Source organism: Nocardiopsis sp. JB363, assembly GCF_900143625.1.
Taxonomy (GTDB): Bacteria; Actinomycetota; Actinomycetes; order Streptosporangiales; family Streptosporangiaceae; genus Nocardiopsis.
In genome coordinates this window covers 33,551-51,834 of the sequence record NZ_FRFF01000169.1, presented here as the reverse complement: position 1 = coordinate 51,834, position 18,284 = coordinate 33,551, and the positions used below count along the sequence as shown (strand labels likewise).

Annotated in this window: 21 protein-coding genes; 3 read left to right on the top strand and 18 right to left on the bottom strand. The window is 69.7% G+C overall.

Annotated features, from left to right (window positions below; all coding sequences use genetic code 11):
- Positions 1 to 95 precede the first annotated feature (95 nt).
- The 12 genes from BQ8420_RS26200 to dacB form a co-directional block, all read right to left on the bottom strand.
- Positions 96 to 542, bottom strand: a complete 447-nt coding sequence (locus BQ8420_RS26200; RefSeq protein WP_235006512.1) for a PH domain-containing protein — start codon at positions 540 to 542, stop codon at positions 96 to 98.
- Positions 543 to 714: 172 nt separating this feature from the next.
- On the bottom strand, positions 715 to 1,206 hold the full coding sequence (locus BQ8420_RS26195; RefSeq protein ID WP_087102237.1) for a DUF3180 domain-containing protein: 492 nt from the start codon (positions 1,204 to 1,206) through the stop codon (positions 715 to 717).
- On the bottom strand, positions 1,206 to 1,742 hold the full coding sequence (gene folK / locus BQ8420_RS26190; RefSeq protein WP_087102502.1) for a 2-amino-4-hydroxy-6-hydroxymethyldihydropteridine diphosphokinase: 537 nt from the start codon (positions 1,740 to 1,742) through the stop codon (positions 1,206 to 1,208). Before folK ends, BQ8420_RS26195 begins: the two co-directional genes overlap by 1 nt.
- On the bottom strand, positions 1,739 to 2,110 hold the full coding sequence (gene folB, locus BQ8420_RS26185; protein ID WP_087102235.1) for a dihydroneopterin aldolase: 372 nt from the start codon (positions 2,108 to 2,110) through the stop codon (positions 1,739 to 1,741). The genes folK and folB overlap by 4 nt, the downstream gene beginning before the upstream one ends.
- The gene (locus tag BQ8420_RS26180; RefSeq protein WP_087102233.1) at positions 2,110 to 2,553 is read right to left on the bottom strand and encodes a nuclear transport factor 2 family protein; all 444 of its coding nucleotides are present in this window, start codon (positions 2,551 to 2,553) and stop codon (positions 2,110 to 2,112) included. The genes folB and BQ8420_RS26180 overlap by 1 nt, the downstream gene beginning before the upstream one ends.
- Positions 2,550 to 3,455 carry a dihydropteroate synthase gene (folP, locus tag BQ8420_RS26175; protein WP_235006510.1) on the bottom strand — a complete coding sequence of 302 codons (906 nt, stop codon included), beginning with the start codon at positions 3,453 to 3,455 and terminating at the stop codon, positions 2,550 to 2,552. Before folP ends, BQ8420_RS26180 begins: the two co-directional genes overlap by 4 nt.
- A 125-nt stretch (positions 3,456 to 3,580) precedes the next feature.
- Positions 3,581 to 4,171 (bottom strand): GTP cyclohydrolase I FolE, encoded by a 591-nt coding sequence (folE, locus tag BQ8420_RS26170; RefSeq protein WP_235006509.1) that lies wholly within the window; start codon positions 4,169 to 4,171, stop codon positions 3,581 to 3,583.
- On the bottom strand, positions 4,168 to 6,168 hold the full coding sequence (gene ftsH / locus BQ8420_RS26165) for an ATP-dependent zinc metalloprotease FtsH (protein ID WP_087102229.1): 2,001 nt from the start codon (positions 6,166 to 6,168) through the stop codon (positions 4,168 to 4,170). Before ftsH ends, folE begins: the two co-directional genes overlap by 4 nt.
- A 254-nt stretch (positions 6,169 to 6,422) precedes the next feature.
- On the bottom strand, positions 6,423 to 6,977 hold the full coding sequence (gene hpt, locus BQ8420_RS26160) for a hypoxanthine phosphoribosyltransferase (RefSeq protein ID WP_200816103.1): 555 nt from the start codon (positions 6,975 to 6,977) through the stop codon (positions 6,423 to 6,425).
- A 120-nt stretch (positions 6,978 to 7,097) separates the two neighbouring features.
- A complete protein-coding gene (gene tilS, locus BQ8420_RS26155; protein ID WP_087102224.1) occupies positions 7,098 to 8,078 on the bottom strand; it encodes a tRNA lysidine(34) synthetase TilS in 981 nt (326 codons plus the stop codon).
- Complete coding sequence (locus tag BQ8420_RS26150) at positions 8,075 to 9,154, bottom strand: zinc-dependent metalloprotease (protein WP_087102222.1); 1,080 nt, start codon at positions 9,152 to 9,154, stop codon at positions 8,075 to 8,077. Before BQ8420_RS26150 ends, tilS begins: the two co-directional genes overlap by 4 nt.
- Before the next feature lie 167 nt (positions 9,155 to 9,321).
- The gene (gene dacB / locus BQ8420_RS26145) at positions 9,322 to 10,677 is read right to left on the bottom strand and encodes a D-alanyl-D-alanine carboxypeptidase/D-alanyl-D-alanine-endopeptidase (protein WP_087102220.1); all 1,356 of its coding nucleotides are present in this window, start codon (positions 10,675 to 10,677) and stop codon (positions 9,322 to 9,324) included.
- Positions 10,678 to 10,753: 76 nt separating this feature from the next.
- On the opposite strand from dacB, the gene BQ8420_RS26140 reads away from it, so the two are divergent.
- Positions 10,754 to 11,278 (top strand): inorganic diphosphatase, encoded by a 525-nt coding sequence (locus tag BQ8420_RS26140; RefSeq protein WP_200816102.1) that lies wholly within the window; start codon positions 10,754 to 10,756, stop codon positions 11,276 to 11,278.
- A gap of 120 nt (positions 11,279 to 11,398) precedes the next feature.
- Here the strand turns inward: BQ8420_RS26140 and BQ8420_RS26135 are convergent, their stop codons facing one another.
- Positions 11,399 to 11,941, bottom strand: a complete 543-nt coding sequence (locus tag BQ8420_RS26135; protein ID WP_087102215.1) for a hypothetical protein — start codon at positions 11,939 to 11,941, stop codon at positions 11,399 to 11,401.
- Positions 11,942 to 12,011: 70 nt separating this feature from the next.
- Positions 12,012 to 12,278, bottom strand: a complete 267-nt coding sequence (locus BQ8420_RS26130) for a hypothetical protein (protein WP_087102214.1) — start codon at positions 12,276 to 12,278, stop codon at positions 12,012 to 12,014.
- A gap of 557 nt (positions 12,279 to 12,835) precedes the next feature.
- Between BQ8420_RS26130 and BQ8420_RS26125 the strand changes: the two genes are divergently transcribed.
- Entirely contained in the window at positions 12,836 to 13,387 is a 552-nt protein-coding gene (locus BQ8420_RS26125) for a hypothetical protein (protein WP_200816101.1), read from the top strand.
- Positions 13,388 to 13,415: 28 nt separating this feature from the next.
- On the opposite strand, the gene BQ8420_RS26120 is transcribed toward BQ8420_RS26125, so the two are convergent.
- A complete protein-coding gene (locus tag BQ8420_RS26120) occupies positions 13,416 to 13,805 on the bottom strand; it encodes a hypothetical protein (protein WP_200816100.1) in 390 nt (129 codons plus the stop codon).
- Positions 13,806 to 13,845: 40 nt separating this feature from the next.
- A complete protein-coding gene (locus BQ8420_RS26115; RefSeq protein WP_087102211.1) occupies positions 13,846 to 14,073 on the bottom strand; it encodes a hypothetical protein in 228 nt (75 codons plus the stop codon).
- Positions 14,074 to 14,218: 145 nt separating this feature from the next.
- On the opposite strand from BQ8420_RS26115, the gene BQ8420_RS32075 reads away from it, so the two are divergent.
- The gene (locus BQ8420_RS32075; RefSeq protein ID WP_160049449.1) at positions 14,219 to 14,395 is read left to right on the top strand and encodes a hypothetical protein; all 177 of its coding nucleotides are present in this window, start codon (positions 14,219 to 14,221) and stop codon (positions 14,393 to 14,395) included.
- Between the two features lie 35 nt (positions 14,396 to 14,430).
- On the opposite strand, the gene BQ8420_RS26110 is transcribed toward BQ8420_RS32075, so the two are convergent.
- Together BQ8420_RS26110 and BQ8420_RS26105 are read right to left on the bottom strand one after the other, a co-directional pair.
- On the bottom strand, positions 14,431 to 14,784 hold the full coding sequence (locus BQ8420_RS26110; protein ID WP_087102209.1) for a hypothetical protein: 354 nt from the start codon (positions 14,782 to 14,784) through the stop codon (positions 14,431 to 14,433).
- Between the two features lie 84 nt (positions 14,785 to 14,868).
- Positions 14,869 to 18,186, bottom strand: a complete 3,318-nt coding sequence (locus tag BQ8420_RS26105; protein ID WP_087102207.1) for a right-handed parallel beta-helix repeat-containing protein — start codon at positions 18,184 to 18,186, stop codon at positions 14,869 to 14,871.
- Between the last annotated feature and the right edge of the window lie 98 nt (positions 18,187 to 18,284).

Sequence of the window (18,284 nt, the reverse complement as noted above, 5' to 3'; positions counted from 1 at the left end):
CCCTGCGGCGGTCCCTGCACAGGCCCCTGCGGCGGCCGGTGCGGCCCGCCTCCCGGCGGCGCCCACCCTGGTTCGTGCTGAGGCGATCCGTGCACTTACAACCCCGTGGAGAAACTCTCGCTGCGCGCGGCGAGCCGGTCGCGCAACTGGACGGCATCGGCCAGCGGGAGCCCGACGACCCGCGCGTCCGCGGTGCTCGCCGCGGTGCGCATGCGCACCGTCGCGATTCCCAACGCCTGTTCGAGCAGGTCGGTGGTGACGTCCACGACCTGCATCCGGCCGTAGGGCACCACCACGAGTTGCCGGACCAGCACCCCATAGGTCAGATACAGCTCGGCCGACGCCTCGGTGTACCCCCAGGAGCGTTGGAACAGGCCCGCGAGGAACCACATGAGGGCCGCGACGACCAGCGCCAGACCGACCCAGACCCCGGCCCACAGCGGGCGATCCCACAGGAGCAGCAACACACAGCCGCCCGCCCCGGCGACCAGGCACGCCGCCGTGGTCACCAACCGTCGGTACCAGGCCAACGCCGGTGGGATACGCCGCCAGGACGAACCCTCGGGCGCGGCGAAGGCCGCGTCCAAAGGTCGCCCCACACTGGTCGATCCCGCCTCGGACTCGGTCTCGGGTGTCGATTCACTGGTCTCCACGGCCTCAGTCAACCATCAGCCCGCAAGCGACGGTGGGGGCACGAGGCGAACACCGCCTTCCTCAAGGGGCCGGCGGCGTGTCGTCGGTGTCGTCCTCACCGTCGTCGGGGACCCGGCAGGCGTGCTCCAGGTACAACGCGGCGGCCAGGAGCAGACCGGCGGCCAGAGCCGTGCCCAGCGTGATCAGGAAGACCTCGCGGTGCGTGGGCAGGTCCAGCCGTTCGGTGATCGACAGGGCCATGCCGGCGAAGAATCCGGCGGCGATCGACGCGAACAGGGCGCTCGCCTTGGCCAGGGCCAGGAGACGGGCGGCGCTGAGCGGTTCGATGGGTTCGGTCCCCGGATCGCGTCGAATCCGCCGCGCGGTCCTTCCGGCGGTGTACGCCTCGGCGAAGGCCAACAGCAACAGGGTCGGGATCGCCGACCACGGCATCAGCGGCAGACCGGACATCGAGTTGGCGACGAAGAGGCCCACCAGGGCTCCCAACGCCGCCAGGACCGACGGGACACGCCACCCGGTAGGGGAGAGCGTGCCCCCGCCGTCATCCGACATCAGAGATCCGCCTCCCCGGGAACCCGCAGGGTCAGGTCGTCCCGGAGCGTCAACTTCTGTTCTCCCGTGCTGTCGGCGTCCTCCACGGCCGCGAGCAGTGTCGCCACCGGGGCCCGGCCGGGCACGACCGCCGCCGGGTCGGCGTCCAGCCAGGGACGCAGCACGAACGCGCGCAGGTGGGCGCGCGGGTGCGGCAACGTCAGCACCGGGTCGGCGTCGACGGTGTCCCCGAAGGCGATCACGTCCACGTCCAGCGTGCGCGGACCCCATCGCACCTCCCGGACCCGGTCGAAGTCCCGTTCGGCCGCCTGAGAGCGTTCCAGCAACTCCCGGGCGGTGCCGTCGAAGTCCACGACCAGGACCGCGTTCAGATACGCGTCCTGTTCGGGTCCCCCCACCGGAGCGGTCTCATAGACCGGGGACAGCGCGACGGGCGTGGGCGCCCCCGGCCCGGCCAGCAGCGTGTCCACGGCCCCCCGGAGGGTGGCGTGGCGGTCCCCGATGTTGGAGCCCAGGGCGAGCACGGCACGGGTCACCACGCACCCCGCTTCCCTCGGGTGACGGTGACCGAGACGTCCTCGAACTCGTGCTCGATCGGGGCCGACGGTTTGTGCACGGTCAGTTCGACCCCCTCCACGAGCGACTCGATCATGCATTCGGCGGCGAGCCGCTCGGCCAACGTCTCGATCAGGTTGACCGGATCCCCGGTGACGATCGCGACCAGACGGTCGGCGAGCAACCCGTAGTGCACGGTGTCGGCGATGTCGTCGCCGGCCGCGGCGGGCCGCGTGTCCAGGTACAGAACGGCGTCGACCACGAAGTCCTGGCCATCACGACGTTCGAAGTCGAAGACGCCGTGGTTGCCCCGGGCTCGCAACCCACGGAGCGCGATGCGGTCGGACATCACTCCTCGCCCTCCGGGTCGTCCTCCTCCATCAGGACCGGCGAAGCGTGATGCGACCACAGCCGCCACCCCTGCTCGGTGTTGACGAACAGGTTGGTGGTGACCACCTGGCCGCCGGCGACGAACCCCGGACTACCGTCCTCGGCCGTCAGCACGTTCTCCTCACAGGTCACCATGGCGACGCCGCCGCCCACCCCGATGTGCGTCTCGGTGAGCACGTACTGGATGTAGGTGACGTTGGCCATGATCAGGGACCAGGCGCGCATGATCTCGGTGCGACCGCGCAGCAGCGGCCAGCCGGGGTTGACGCACACCAGGTCCGGGGCCTCGTACTCCTCCGCCCACACCGCGCCCATCAGGTCGATGTCGCCGTTCTCGATGGCGCTGTAGAACTGGGCGTTCGCCTCGGCGACGCTCTCCATGACCTCCTGGCGGGGCTTCACCGGTCACCCCGGACCAAGGGCTCGAAACGGCCCTCGTCGAGCCGGCCGCCGCCGTCGGACCAGGCGGACGCCACGCGTACGGCGTCGGCGTTGGGGCGGACGTCGTGTACCCGTACCGCCCACGCGCCCCGGTCCGCGGACAGGGTGGTCACCGCGGCGGTGGCCGCGTCACAGTCCACGAAGGGGCGGTCCTCGCCCTTGCCGTCGGCGAGCAGACGGCTCAGGAAGCGTTTGCGGGAACCGGCGACCAACACCGGACGGCCCAGTTCGTGGAACCGTTCGAGGTGGTGGAGCAGCGCCCAGTTGTGCGCCTGTTCGGGACGTTTGGAGAATCCCAGCCCCGGATCCAGAACGATCTGGCCGGGGTCGACTCCTACACTGATCATGGCCTCCATACGGTCGCGGAGCTCATCGAGGACCTCCTGGACGACATCCGTGTACACGGCACGGCTCTGCATGTCATGACTATGCCCACGCCAGTGCATCAACACGTAGGCGACACCGGAAGATGCGACCAGTCGTGCCATCTCGGGGTCGGCCAACCCACCGCTGACGTCGTTGACCAGGACCGCGCCGGCCTCGACCGCCCGCTCGGCCACCTCTGCCCGCATGGTGTCGACACTGACCGCGATCCCGCGCGAGGCGAGTTCCCGCACGACCGGTTCGACCCGCCGCAGTTCCTCGGCGGCGTCCACGCGTTGGGCGCCGGGCCTGGTGGACTCACCGCCCACGTCGATGATGTCGGCTCCCTCTTCGACCATCCGCAGACCGTGCTCGATCGCGCGTTCGGGATCGAACCAGGACCCGCCGTCGGAGAAGGAGTCGGGGGTGACGTTGACGACCCCCATGACCAGGCACCGCCCGCGGTCGGGCAGTCCTGGAAGTGTGTGTTTCGGCGCCATGCGCATCACCCTACGCGTACGAGCGGGGGCCGGGGGCGCACTGCCCCCGGCCCCCGTGAAGGTGTTCGCCGGCTCTCACCGGACCGGCTTCGCGCGGGCCGGCCGCGACCGGCCCGCGGGTCGGTTCAGCCCCGGTCGAGGATGAGGCTCATGGCCTCGGCCCGGGTGCGGTCGCTGCTGCGGAAGATGCCCCGCACCGCGGAGGTGACCGTTTTGGCGCCGGGCTTGCGCACCCCGCGCATGGTCATGCACAGGTGCTCCGCCTCGACCACCACGATCACGCCGCGCGGGTCCAGGTGTTCCATGATGGCGTCGGCGACCTGACCGGTCAGGCGTTCCTGTACCTGCGGCCTGCGGGAGTAGACGTCCACCAGGCGGGCGAGCTTGCTCAGTCCGGTGATGCGGCCGTCCGCGCCCGGTATGTAGCCCACGTGCGCCACCCCGTAGAACGGCACGAGGTGGTGCTCGCAGGTCGAGTACATCTCGATGTCCTTGACCAGGACCATTTCCTCGTGGTCGGCCTCGAAGACCGTGGTGAGCACGTCGCCCGGCTTCTGGTCCAGCCCGGCGAACTGCTCCTCGTAGGCCCGTGCGACCCGGTCGGGGGTCTTGACGAGGCCGTCACGGTCGGGGTCCTCCCCGATGGCGATGAGGATCTCGCGGACCGCTCGGGCGATCCGCTCACGATCCACCGGTCTGGCGGGAAGGTCGCTCACGCCTGCTCTCCTTCGTTGCCGACCCCGCCGGAGAGTCGACCGTTGAACTCGGATCCCTGTACCTCGGCGCCGTTGAGTGTGCCCAGCTCCTTCTTGGAGAGGACCGGCGGCCGTTTGGAGGGCTGGCGCTTGCCATAGCCGGTGTAGGAACCGCGGGAGGGACGCTTGTGGACGGGCGCGAAGATCTCCAACACCTCGTCCTTGGTGAGCGTCTCCCTCTCCAGCAGCTGCAGGACCAGGTCGTCGAGGACGTCCCGGTACTCCACGAGGACGTCGTAGGCCTCGTCGTGCGCGGACTCGATGAGGCGACGCACCTCCTCGTCGATGATGGAGGCGATCTCCTCGGAGTACTCGCGGGCCTGCGACATCTCGCGTCCCAGGAACGGTTCGCTGTTGGCGGAACCGAACTTGCGGGCGCCCAGGCGTTCGCTCATGCCGTACTCGGTGACCATGTTGCGGGCCAGGTTGGTGGCCTTGTCGATGTCGTTGCCGGCGCCGGTGGTGGGCTCGTGGAAGACGAGCTCCTCGGCGGCGCGACCGCCGAGCATCATGGCCAGCTGGTCCATCATCTGCGAACGCGAGGTGAGGAACTTGTCCTCGGTCGGCACCGACATGGTGTAGCCGAGGGCCCGACCGCGCGGCAGGATCGTGATCTTGTGCACCGGGTCGGAGTTGGGCAGCGCGTGCCCCACCAGGGCGTGACCGCCCTCGTGGTAGGCGATGACCTTCTTCTCACGGTCCGACATCACCCGGGACTTGCGCTCGGGTCCGGCCATCACACGCTCGATGGCCTCTTCGAGGAAGGCGTGGCTGATGACATCGGCACCGGCGCGCGCGGACAACAGGGCGCCCTCGTTGATGACGTTGGCCAGGTCGGCACCGGTCATCCCGGCGGTCTGCCGAGCGATCACCGCGAAGTCGACGTCGTCGGCCATCGGCTTGCCCTTGGAGTGCACCTCCAGGATGTCGCGACGGCCGTCCAGGTCCGGACGGTCCACGACGACCTGGCGGTCGAACCGACCCGGGCGCAACAGCGCCGGGTCGAGGATGTCGGGTCGGTTGGTGGCGGCGATGAGGATGACGCCGCCCTTGACGTCGAAGCCGTCCATCTCGACCAGCATCTGGTTGAGGGTCTGCTCACGCTCGTCGTGACCGCCGCCCATACCGGCGCCACGATGGCGGCCGACGGCGTCGATCTCGTCGATGAAGATGATCGCGGGCGCGTTCGCCTTGGCCTGCTCGAACAGGTCGCGCACACGGGAGGCGCCGACACCGACGAACATCTCGACGAAGTCCGAACCGGAGATGGAGTAGAACGGCACCTCGGCCTCACCGGCGACGGCTCGGGCCAGCAGCGTCTTACCGGTACCGGGCGGGCCCATGAGCAGGACGCCCTTGGGGATCTTGGCGCCCATCGACTGGAACTTCTCCGGGCTCTGCAGGAACTCCTTGATCTCGTGGAGCTCCTCGATGGCCTCGTCGGCCCCGGCGACGTCGTCGAAGGTGTTCTTGGGCGTGTCCTTGGTGATGAGCTTGGCCTTGGACTTGCCGAAGCTCATCACGCGGGAACCGCCGCCCTGCATCTGGCTGAAGATGAACCAGAAGATGACGATGATGATGATCAGCGGCAGGAGGCTGAACAACGCGGTGGTCCAGACCGGGGTGGTGGCGACCGAGACCTTGTAGTCCCCCAGCTCACCGTCCGGATTCTGGCTGGACTCCTGGAGCATGGTGGCCAGTTCCATGCCCTGACCCTCGACCCAGTAGGCCTCGCGGATCTCGTCGTCGGTGGTGGTCAGCTCGATGCGCTGATCACGATCGACGATCTCGGCATCCTTGACCTCGTCCTGCTCGATGAGCCGGTAGATCTCGGAGATGTCGGTCTCCTCCGGCTGCGGACCCCCACCGACGTCGAACACGCGGAAGCCGATGACGAGCATGAGGGCGACGACCAGGATCCAAATCCACGGGCCGCGAAAAATACGCTTCAGATTCATGTGAGCGGAACCCTGTCGGGTCCGTCCCTCCAGACCAGGCCGCCCGCCCCAGAGGACTGTCCGGAGCAGGACCTATCGGACACGTGCTCCCCGCGATGACGCCGGGATATTCGACGGTACACCTCGCCGCGCCGGGCGGGCACACCGCTGAGGCCGGACGCGAGCCGTCATGAAAACAACGATGACGACCCGTTCCGTTGTTCCCGAACCCCGCCCGCGTGGGCCATGACACGACGCCGCGGGCGGGCCGGGGGCTACTTCTCGTAGACGTGCGGGGCGAGTGTGCCGATGAACGGAAGGTTCCGGTACTTCTCCGCGTAGTCCAGTCCGTAACCGACGATGAACTCGTTGGGCAGGTCGAAACCGATGTACTTGACGTCGAGGTCGACGTCGAAGGCCAGCGGCTTGCGGATCATGGTGCAGACCTCGACCGACTTCGGGCCGCGCGAGCGCAGGTTGCCCACCAGCCAGGAGAGGGTCAGCCCGGAGTCGATGACGTCCTCGACGATCAGGACGTCGCGGTCCTTGATGTCGTTCTCCAAGTCCTTGAGGATGCGCACCACACCCGAGGACGTGGTTCCCGCTCCGTAGGAGGACACCGCCATCCAGTCCATCGAGACCGAGGTGTGCAGCACCCGCGCCAGGTCGGCCATGACCATGACGGCGCCCTTGAGCACACCGACGATCAGCAGGTCACGCCCCGCGTAGTCCGCGTCGATCCGCGCGCCGAGTTCGACCAGACGCGCCTTGATCTCTTCCTCGGTGACCAGAACCTTCTCCAGGTCCTCGCCCATGTCCTTAGCGTCCACGCTCACTGTCCTCGCTGCTGGATTCCCCGTTTGCGGCAACCAGGATAAACGTGCCGAACACGGCGGCGGTGCCGGACCTCGTCACAAGAGGGAAGGGTCACCGTGCGCTCGGGTCACGATTCACCCGGTGAACAGGATACGACCGGCCGTTCGGCGACCGCGGATCCCACCGGGTAGATCGATGTGGGCCTGGCCGCGCCACTCCGTGACCAACCGTTCGAGTTCGCGCACGTGCCGTGCGGTGAGGTCGGTGGCGGGACAACCCGCGTCGAGTGCGGCGCGGCGCAGCACACGGGTGCGCAGTGAGGTGTCTGCTTCCTCCAGCGGTCCGACTCCGAGGCCTCCCTGTCCGGTACCGGCCTCCAACGCGCGTTCGTACAGCGTGGCGGCGAGATCGTCCAGGGTGTCGGCGTCGGCCCGGAGCAGCGTCGCGGTCCGCGCCAAGGCGGCCGCGATCCCCGGGCCGAGCGTCCGTTCCAGGGAGGGAAGCGTCTCGTGGCGCACCCGGGAGCGGGCGAACCGTGGATCGTGGTTGTGCGGGTCCTCCCACGGACTCAGGTCCATGAACCGGCACGCCGCTCGGACCGTGGCCCGATCCACCTCCAACAGGGGACGACGGTAGGCGCCGGACGCGGCGGGCATCCCCGCCAGGGAACGGGCACCCGAGCCGCGGGCCAGCCCCAGCAGGACCGTCTCCGCCTGGTCGTCGAGGGTGTGCCCGAGCAGCACGACCGCGGGAGCGTACTCCCGCACGGCCGTGTCCAGGGCGTCGTAGCGGGCCCTGCGGGCCGCCGCCTCGGGGCCGCCCGTCCCGGCCACCCGTACGGTCGCCACGTCCACGGGGTCCAGACCGAGCCCTCGCAGCACCTTGGCGACCGCTTCGGCCCGTTCCACCGACCCCTCCTGGAGCCCGTGGTCCACGGTGACCGCACCGGCCGTGCGTCCCATCCGAGGTGCTTCGAAGGCGAGCGCCCCGGCCAGGGCCAACGAGTCCGCTCCGCCGCTACAGGCCGCGAGCGCGGTGACGTCGGCAGGCAGGGCGGACAGCACCCGCCGGACCGCCGAGCGAACGGCGGCCACGGCGGGGGGCGGCCCGCTCACTCGCTGATGGCGGCGGGGCGCACGACCCGTTCGATCCACGTCGAGGGGCTACGGATCTCCTCGATGGTGGGCAGGGTCTCGGGCGAGGTCCACACCTTGTTGAACTCGGCCATGCCGACCTGGGCGACCACCTGTCGGACGAAGGCCGCGCCTTCCTCGTACTGCTTCATCTTCAGGTCCATGCCCAGGAGCTGGCGCATGACCCGGTCGAGCGGGTTGGCGGCCTCGCGCCGCTTCTGGAAGCGGGCCCGGATGGTCTCGACCGAGGGCACGACCTCGGGTCCGACCGCGTCCATCACGTAGTCCCCGTGCCCCTCGGCCAGGCTCATGACCGCGGTGACCCGGTCCATGAGCTCGCTCTGTTCGGGGGTCTGGAACGCGGTGAGGAGGTTGCCCTCCCCGCCCCGTACGGCTTCGGCCACGGCCTCCCCGGCCTGCCGGAGCCGGTCGATGAGGTCGGAGGCGTCCATCTCCGTGGACAACAGGAGTTCCTGCATGAGCTGCTGGACGTGGTCGCGCAGCCACGGCGTGGCCGTGAACTGCATCCGGTGGGTCTCCTCGTGCAGGCACACCCACAGTCGGAAGTCACGCGGGTCGACGTCCAGTTCACGTTCGGTGTTGACGATGTTGGGCGCCACCAGGGTCAGTCGCCCGGTCGGCGCGTGGCCGTCCGCACCCGGTGGCAGGAAGAGCTCGTACTGGCCGAGGACCTTCCCCGCCAGGTAGGACAGGACGGCACCGAGCTGCATCCCGGTCACCCGCGAACCGACCGCGCCGGCCAGGTTCCCGGCCGGGCTCTTGTTCAGCCGGTCGGTGCCCATTTGTTCGAGTACGGGTTCGAGCACCACCCGAAACCCGTTGACGTTGGCTCGAATCCAGCCGGGTCTGTCCACGATGGCCGCGGGGCCCGAGGATTCGAGGGGGTTCATACCGGTGAAGTCGCGCACGTGCCCGGCCGCCACGGAGGAGAGGTCGCGCAACTGCGCGACGGCCTGCCGTGCGTCGGACAGGTCCACCTGAGGCCCAGGGCGCACGAGGCGAACACCGGTGTTGACGGCTACGTCCCAGTCGATCACAGTCACACCGCCAGCCTACCCACGGGAGACCGAGCGGCACGGGGATCAGGGTTCGAATTCAGGGCTGGACCCGGGATCGCCCTGACCCCGCCCGAAACGAATCCGCGCGAGTCGTCCCTCGGGGGACGTTCCTCGCGGTGGGTCCGCGGTCGAGAGCGCGAACGACCTCACGAACATCCGCACTCGGCGAGGGCCGCGGCGAGATTGTCCAGTCCGGGGCCGGTCGCACCGGGGTCGTTCACCATGAAGGCGAACAGGAACGTATTCCCCTCCTGGTCGTGGATGGTGCCGGAGAGGGCGCTGACTCCGTCGAGCGTTCCGGTCTTGCCCCGGACCATGCCGGCGGCGTGGTGCGCGCTGGAGTACTCGGAGTAGCGGCCGGCGAGTGTGCCGGTGGAGTGCGCGGTGGGCAGCCCCGTGATGGTGGCGTTGAGTTCGGGGTGGTCGGCGGCGGCTTCGAGCAGCTGGACGAGGGCGCGCGGGGTGATGCGGTTCTCGGTGCTCAGACCGCTGTTGTCCGACAGGTCGACCCCGTCGATGCCGAGTTCGTCCATGACGCGGTGGGTGGCGGCGGAGGCGCCGGCGAAGTCCGGCTCCTCTCCCGACTCCAGAGCGGCGACACGGCCCAGGGCCTCGGCCATGTTGTTGTCGCTGGCCAACATCATGTACTCGACGAGCGCGCTGACCGGCGCGGAGTCGACGGAGGCCACGGGTTCTCCGACGGACTCGGCCTCGTCCGGGTCGCCCTGGACGGTGAGTCCGGCCCGTTCCAGTTGGTCGGCGAAGGCCTCGGCGGCGGCCAGCGGCGGGTCCGGCACCCGCGTGGACACGTCCCGGTCGACCCTGCCCTGGTCGACGAGCAGCGCGTGGATGGTGGCGGTGCTGCCCTCGGTCACGTAGTTGGGCTTCCATCCCGGTCCGGTGTCCGAACCGGTGAAGAGGGAGTCGTCGTAGCCGACCCTCACGGTGTCGACGCCCTGCTCGGAGAGGGACTCCGCGGTGGCGACCGCGAGCTCCTCCAGGGTCGCTACCTGTGGGTAAGCTGCGGAGTCGGCGGTCGCGGTCAGGGTCGCGTCGCCCCCACCACGGAGCACCACACGGTTCTCCCCCGGGTCGAGGTAGGCCTCGGTCCGCAGCACGTGGTCGGGGCCGACGGTGTCCAGGACGGCGACGGCCGTGGCGATCTTCGTCGTCGACGCCGGGGTCACCGGGGTGTCCGCGTCCCGTTCGAAGAGTGTCTCCCCGGTCACGCCGTCGACCACGTAACCGGAGAGGCCCTCCTCAAGCCCCGATGACGACATGGGATCATCAAGAATGTCCGCGATCCGTTCCGGGTCCACCGGAGTCGGGGCCGCGGGCGCAACCGCCGCCACGCCGTCGGTGTGCGTGACGGGGTTGGGCACCGCCGGAAGCGGTCGTGCCTCGATCACGTCCAGGGCGACGAACCCGGTGATCAGCACGAATATGTTGAGCAGGGCCAGCGCGAGAATCGCCTCGCCTCGTACCCGTCGCACCCGGGGCACCTGCCCTTCCTTCGGTGTCGCGGCCTGACGTTGTTGTTATACGGCGACATTAGTCGCATTGGGAGCCGAGATCAGCATGGAATTCGACGTTACGATCGAGATCCCCAAGGGGGAGCGCAACAAGTACGAGGTGGACCACGACACCGGTCGCATCCGTCTCGACCGCATGCTGTTCACCTCCACCACCTACCCCGCCGACTATGGCTTCGTCGAGGGCACGCTCGGTGAGGACGGGGACCCGCTGGACGCACTGGTCCTGCTCAAGGCCCCTACCTTCCCCGGCTGCCTCATCCGCGCTCGCGCCATCGGCATGTTCCGGATGCGCGACGAGGCCGGTGGTGACGACAAGCTGCTGTGCGTTCCGGCGACGGACCCGCGCCAGGAACACCTGCGTGACATTCACCACGTCAACGAGTTCGAGCGCCTTGAGATCGAGCACTTCTTCACCGTGTACAAGGACCTGGAGCCCGGCAAGTCCGTCGAGGGCGCCAGCTGGGTCGGCCGTCACGAGGCCGAGCAGGAGATCATCGCGTCGGTGAAGCGCGCGGAGGAGGCCGGCGCACACGGCGACTCCTCGCACATCACCAACGAGGGCAAGTGACCGACGAGCGTCTCGGCACCTGATCGGGTCCGGTGAGTTCACCTCATCGGACCCGCTCGCGTTCGTGGGCCCCTCCCATCGGATACCGCCCGCCGGGCACCGCCCGACGTCACGCGTTCCTCACTCGCTCCCGAGCGGAAGCAGCAGGAGCAGGAGCAACGCGCCCAACAGCATCAGGGCCTGCGACGTGGGAAGTGAGGACAAGACCCCGCGCAGGCTGTTCCGTGCCCCTTGTCGCAGGGGGAAGCCGTCGCGGCCGAACTGGTCGGCCCGGACCGCGACGTGGGTGCGATAGCCGTCGAGTTCGGGGCGGGTCAGGCCGTCGAGCACGCGGCACCGGACCAGACCGTGGGGGCCCGAGAGGGCGGGGCGGACGGTTCCCTCCCCACCCGTAGCGCAGGCACCGTGGTGGCGTCCGCACTCCACCTCGGCCAAAGCGTGCAGCCACTCCCCCAGCCGTGCGGCGTCTCCCAAGCGCACGCTGTGCGCCCGAGCCACGATCAGGGTGTCCCGAAGCACGACGTGCGCGGTGTCCCGGTCGCGCAGAACCAGGACGCAGTACCGGTACAGATCCTCCCCGTAGGCGTCGAGGAGACGGGCGTAGACGCCGGCCGGGCAAGTGCGGCGGGAACGCAGGGCGTGGAGAAGGTCCTGGTCCGTCATAGACCTAGAATCTACGCCGCGGGCCGCGCGACGCTCTCAGATTCGCCGAAAGACACGCTCTTCTTGCTTCTCACCGGTCCCACGGGGCATCGGGGTCCTCCCCCGCATCCGCTCCCGGCTCGGCTTCCCGCTCCGGCGGCCGTCGTCCGCTTCCCGTGAAGAGGGCGCCCCCGTACCTGGTCCGCAACCACAGAAGTACATAGGTGAGCACGCTCAGGGAACAGATGAGCAGTGCCGCCTCCACCCCGAGGAAACCCAGGGCCATCACCCCGGCGGCGGCCACGACAACGGCCCGTACCAGCACACGCGCCCACAGCCCCTGTGCCTCGGGGTTCAAGGCTGCCCTCTGGGAACGGACGGCTGCACGGCCACTCCTGTCGCTACGGCTGTTCTGGGAGGTGGGGCCCGGAGCGACGAGAACGCCGTCCTCTCGGGCTCCACATGTCACCACCACGGGACGCCACCCGCAACACGCCCAGAACGTCTCCGGCGTGAGCGGTCCGACACGCGTGCCTCGCGGTGTTCGCTTGACTCGCCACCGGCTTTGCTGGTCTCCTTACTGCCATGTATCCGCGCACCCGCACCGTCGCCATGGCTCGTACGGCCCTCACCGGGGTCTCCTGCCTGCCGGCTTGTGCGGCGTGTCCGTGTTGTCGTCACTGAGTCGTAGCCGAGGGGACGGATTCCACCGACCCCGCACGACCGACCCGTGATCGGCCCCCGTCCTTCGACGTGAGACGGCCGTGACGGGTCTTCGCTTGGGTGATCTTCCTCTCCGAACGCGCGTTCGGAGACAGCGACCCCACCGTTCCGGGACCACCCGGGCCCCATGACGACGTCCTCGTGATCTCCCTCTACGCCGGGGATCACGCACACGTGAAGGATCCTCTCACGATGCCGCAGCAGACCTCCGCGCCGGCCACCGCCCCCCGCGCCACGACCGAGCACACCCCCCGACCGCGCACCGCGACCGTGTCGTTGGACGGGATCGGCGACGTCGTGGACGCCGGGCGCACCTCCGGCTACGCCCACCTGGGCGCTCGCCGTCTCCCCACCCTCGGACAGGTGGCCGCCGCCGCTCGGGACGCCGCCACCGCGCTGCGTCGCCCGACGCTCCGGCCCGCACGTCGCGGGCACTGGCTGCCCGCCCCGCGCAGCGTCCGTCGCCGGATCCGCGGCCGTTTCCGGGTCACATCGGTGGTCCTCGAACCCAACAGCTTCATCGCGGGCCCCTCGTCGCGTGACGAGCACCGGCACACCCTGGAAGCGCTGTACCTGGTCAGTGGGCGCGCCCATCTGATCACCTCGGCCCCCGACGGTCAGATGCTGTCGGCCGCGGAGCTGACCCCGGATCGGGCGCGCGTGATGGGCAGTGGCGCTCGGGGGAGCCGACACCTGGTGAACACCGGCGAGGAAGTCGCGGTCCTGGTACGGGTCACCGTCTGAACCACCGTTCGAACGGCGTGGGGTCGCCTCAGTCGCCATCGGAACGCCCCGCTCCCGCCTCCCGGAGGGCCTCGTCCACGACCTCGATGGAGCGGAGGAGCCCGGCCGTGCGCCGCCCCTCGGCGAGATAGGCGCTCATGACCTGGTCCAGGGCATGCGGGGACAGGTGGTCGCGCAGGTCCACCCGGGCCGTGCGGTAGCCCTCCCGGGCCGCTTCCAGCGTCGCCGAGACGTATTGACGGGCCAGGCGGGAGAGAGCGACGGGATGGCGGCGCAGGACCCCGTGCAGCCGGTAGTCGGCGGGCACGTGGTCGAACAACCACTCCAGGGCGGTCTGCTCGAAGGAATCCGACCCTGGTGGGTGCACACTCACGGGCCAGTCCGGCGTCAGGGAGTGATCGGGCATACCCCCCAGCATACCCCTTGTTCGAAAATATGTTCGATAACCTCCGGGTGAATCAGTCCGATTCCTTCTCGGCGGACCCCGAACCGGCCTTGTCCGCCTTGTCCGCCTGGCGACGTTCGAACTCCACCCGAATGGCGTGTTCCGCCGCGTCCACCGCGGCTCTGGCGGTGATGGCGTTGGTGTGCGCTCGGTCCAACTCCTCCAGGAGGATGCAGTCGAAGGACACTCGCGCATCATGGATCGCGGCTTCCAGCTGACGTGATGCCTCTTCCAGACTCATGACCCTCCCTTCCCCAGAAGTCGGCACCCGCACACACCGACCCCAGGAGTAACACGACGTATCGGACGCCATAGGACACCGTCATCGCAGGTCACCGCGGACGTGCTTCGTTCCTCGAACGACGGGGTAGGTCATACCGGACCACATGACCGCCCCTGGAGCTCCCATGGTGTACTTCATCCTCGCCCTGCTCGCGATCTGGTTGATCCTCGCCATCGTCGGCACCCTGATCAAGGGCCTGTTCTGGCTCGCACTGCTCGGCGGTGTCCTCTTCGTCGCGACCGCCGTCTGGGCCCGTTGGCAGAGCCGGCCAGGGGTCTGACCCGGCCTCGGGACGACCTCGGGGCTTCGGCGACCTCACGGCTCCAAGGCCGGACGCCCGTCGCCGCGCAGGCGCCGCAGCGCCCGACGGGCACGCGCCTGGTCACCGCCCAGGTGGGAGGCGACCAGACCGAGCGCCTCGTCGGTGCGCCCCAGGACCATCAGGTTGCGCGCCCGTGCGCGCAGCTCCGCGGGAAGCTCGTCGGGATCACGCTGCGCCGGTACGTAACCGCCCACGACGTCCCTCGGGCCGGCGCGCGGCGGGGGTTCCGGCTCGGGGAGCGCGTGACGCGTCTCCATCCGGGCGAGCACCCCCCGTAGGACATAGGACCCGACGCCCAGAACCACCACCGCGCCCAACAGGGCGAACAACATGAACATCAGACTCATATCGCCCACCTACCCACACTTCGGACACAGCAGGCTCAACGCCGGCACACGCGGAGTAATCATTCCGTCAAGGGGACGCGAGTGTCAGTCCTCGCTCTCCCCTCCCTCCGGCAGATCCTCGGGCAACAGGGTCTGGAGTTCGGCCACCTCGGGAATCTCACCCCTGTGGGCCGCGGCCTCGATCCGCCGTGCCTGGCGCGCCACACACTCCTCGAACAGGGCACGGACCTCGACACCACCACGTTCGGCGAAACCGCCCGTCGGCGCTCCGATCAGGCCCGCCAGTGCCTCGCGGGTCCGTTCCGGCAGACGCAGATCGGCCTCCTCCGCCATCGCCGCGAAGACCCCCACCAGCTCGTCGGTCTTGTAGGGCGCGAACTCCACCAGCCCGGCGAACCGCTCCGCCAGATGAGGACGGGACCTCAGGAGGAACGCCACCGTCTCGGGGTCGCCGGCCAGGACCACCACCACATCGTCATGGTGCGTCTCCATCAGCCCGTCGAGGACGTCGGCCGTCTCCCGACCGTGTCCCGCTCCCCCGGTCTCCCCCGGCCCCGGTAGGAGGACCGACAGCACCCCGCCCCGCGCCCGTTCGAAGGCCTCCACCGCCTCTCTGGAGGGACTCCCCCGCTCCACCAGGTCGTCGGCCCGAAGACGTACCGACTGCCCACGCGCGACCAGGCCCAAGGCCGCCAAGAGCTCGCCGTAGAGTCCGGCCACGGTGGCACGCCCGGTCCCCGTCCGTCCGGAGAACACCAGGTGGCGTGAGGGCCGCTCTTCCGTGTCCCCACTACCGCGTCGGGGAGACGACAACAGGCTCGACAGCTGTCGGGCCAGCGCCTCTTTGACCTCGCCACGACCCGCCAGGGAGTCCAGTCGGGCCATCAGTGAGGTGACCTGGCCGCCCGTCCGCCGATCAGGGTCGGCCACCTCGGGGGCGGCCACCCCCTCCAGGTCCTCGGTCAGGAGCCGGGTGAGATCGTCGACGGTCGTGTAGCCGCCCTCGGCGATCCGTTCGGACTGGGCCTTGGCCGCGCCCCCGAGCATCCTGCGGACCTCGCGCCCGTTGTCGAAGGCCACACCCCGTACCCGGTGCCGGAAGTGCCCCACCAGGAGGTCGTGCACCCCCTCCCCCAGGGCGTAGCCGCGTTCCGTGGCCGCCCCGGCGAAGATCCCGGCGAGCTGGTCGGGCGAGTAGTCCTCGAACTCGACGGTCCGCGCCAGCCGTGAACGCAGCCCGGGAGCGGCGTCGAGCAGGGAGCGAAGCCGATCGGAGTGCCCGGCCAGCACCAGCACGAATTCCTCGCCCGGCTCCTCCATCAAGGTGACCAGGGTGTCGATCACCTCCCGGCCGTGCACGTCCGCCGTCTCGGACTCCCCGAACAGGGCGTGCGCCCCGTCGACGAACAACACCCCGCCGCGCGCCCGCTCCACGGCCTCGACCACGCGGGCCCGAGTGCCACCCTGGTACTCGGCCACAAGGTCGGGCCGGGCCACCTCCACGAACCGTCCACGCTCGGACTCGCCCAGGGACCTCAGAATCTGCCCGTACAACCGGGCCACGGTCGTCTTCCCGATCCCGGGCGGCCCGGCCAACACCAGGTGGCGGCCCACGTTCAGCGCGGGCAGCCCCGCCGCGACCCGTTTGGCGCTCACCCGTTGGAGATCGACCAGCGCCCGGACCTCCCGTTTGACCCGCTCCTGCCCGACCAACGCGTTCAGTTCGGTGAGCAGTGAGTCCAGCGAACGTTCACGGTCCCGCACCGCCCCGTCCCCGTTCCCGCCGGCACGGCCCGCGGCACCCGCGCTCCGGGCGACCACACGTTCGCCGTCGCCACCGCGGTTCCCGCTGAAGGTGCTGTCCTCCAGATAGACGGAAGCGCCGGCGGCGGCCCACAACCCCTCGTCGTCGTTGCCCGACACGGTGCATCGCACCAGCCGCACCCGGCCACCGTCCTCCACCATGAGCCCGTCGCCCCGGCCGTCCCTGATCGCGGTGTCCTCCAGCGCCGCCACACCGCCCTCGCCCACGCGCACCCCGCGCTCGCCGCTGCCGGAGAAGGTGGAGGAGCGGACCGTGACGTAGCCGCCCTGCACGTAGACACCGTCCTCGCCGCACTCGGACAGGTCGGCGTCGACCAGACGCACCTCGGTGCCGTCCAGGATGTTGAGACCGTCCTCACGGGCGTCGCGCAGCACCATGCCGCGCACGGTGATCGTGGCGTCCTCCCGGCTGTGGATCCCCGACCCCACGTCGTGGCCGACGATGTCCTCGAAGATCCCCGTACCGCCGACCACGATGGCCATCGGACCGTGCCAGCGACTCACCCGCAGGTCGGTCACCTCGAAACGCGAGCGCACCGCCGCGATCGCTCCACGCCCCTCCTGGACGCTCTCGGCCACCGACATCCCCGACACGGTCACGCGGGCCCCGTCCGCGACCAGTAGGGCCGCCTTGCCCACCCGGTCGCAGCGCAGGTCGGTCACCGTGGCCTCACCGCCGTCGATGAGGACGGCGTCGGCTGCCGCGTCGTCCACCGTGAGCCCCCGCACGGTGAGCCGGCCGCCCTCGATCGCCAGCCCGGTCCGGGTGGAGCCGAGGATCTCGCAGTCGCGGAGGGTGCTCTCGGAATCCCCGTGGACGAAGAAGGCGTCCGTCTCCGCCTTGTCGGGCGACTCCACCACCAGCCGGGTGAAGTCGGCGCGAGAACGCTCGTAGACCCGGACCGGCCAGTCGCGCGAACCGGTGACCCGCACGTCGGTGAACTCGGGCGCGGCCCGATCCCGGACGTAGATGCCGCCCCCGTCCACCAGCGCGCAATCGCTCACCTCCGGGGAGGCGCCCGCCACGTACAGGGTGTGCCAGTCGTCGTGGGCCCCCGTGAAGATGGTCCCGCTGACCTTCGGAGAACACGCCCCTTGGACGGCGATCACCGCACCGGCGAAGTAGCAATCGCGTACGAAGCCCTCGCTGCCGTCCCACAGCAGGCCGCTGTCCTCGAAGCGACAGCCGACGACCTCGGCGTGCGCGCCGGTCACGGTCACCCGCCGCGGCGAGGTGAAGACGCAGTCGACCGCGCGGAGCCGGGCACCCTCCTGCACGTACAGCGGCGGGTACTCGTCCGAGGAGCTGCGCACGCTGACCCCGTGCAGCTCCAGGTCGCCGCCCTTGTGCACGTTGAAGACGTTGGTCTCGTTGGTCGCGGTGACCGTGACGCTGCCCGCCCCCTCGGTGGGCGCCACGACCACACGCCGTAACACGCCGACCGCCTGGGGCTCGACGTAGTCACCCGGCTCCACCCGCAGGTACAGGTCCGAGCCCGTGTACCGGGGATCTCGGAGCACCTGCCCGAGGGAGGAGCTCGCGGCGGAATCCGTCTTCGAGACGCGGACCGTGATCATCCATCGACTCCCAAGGGGGTAGCGGCCGCGGCGCCGCGCCAAAGGGTCTGCGCTATGTACCGTATCCAGCCCAGGGTCCGGGAACCCGATACGGCCTA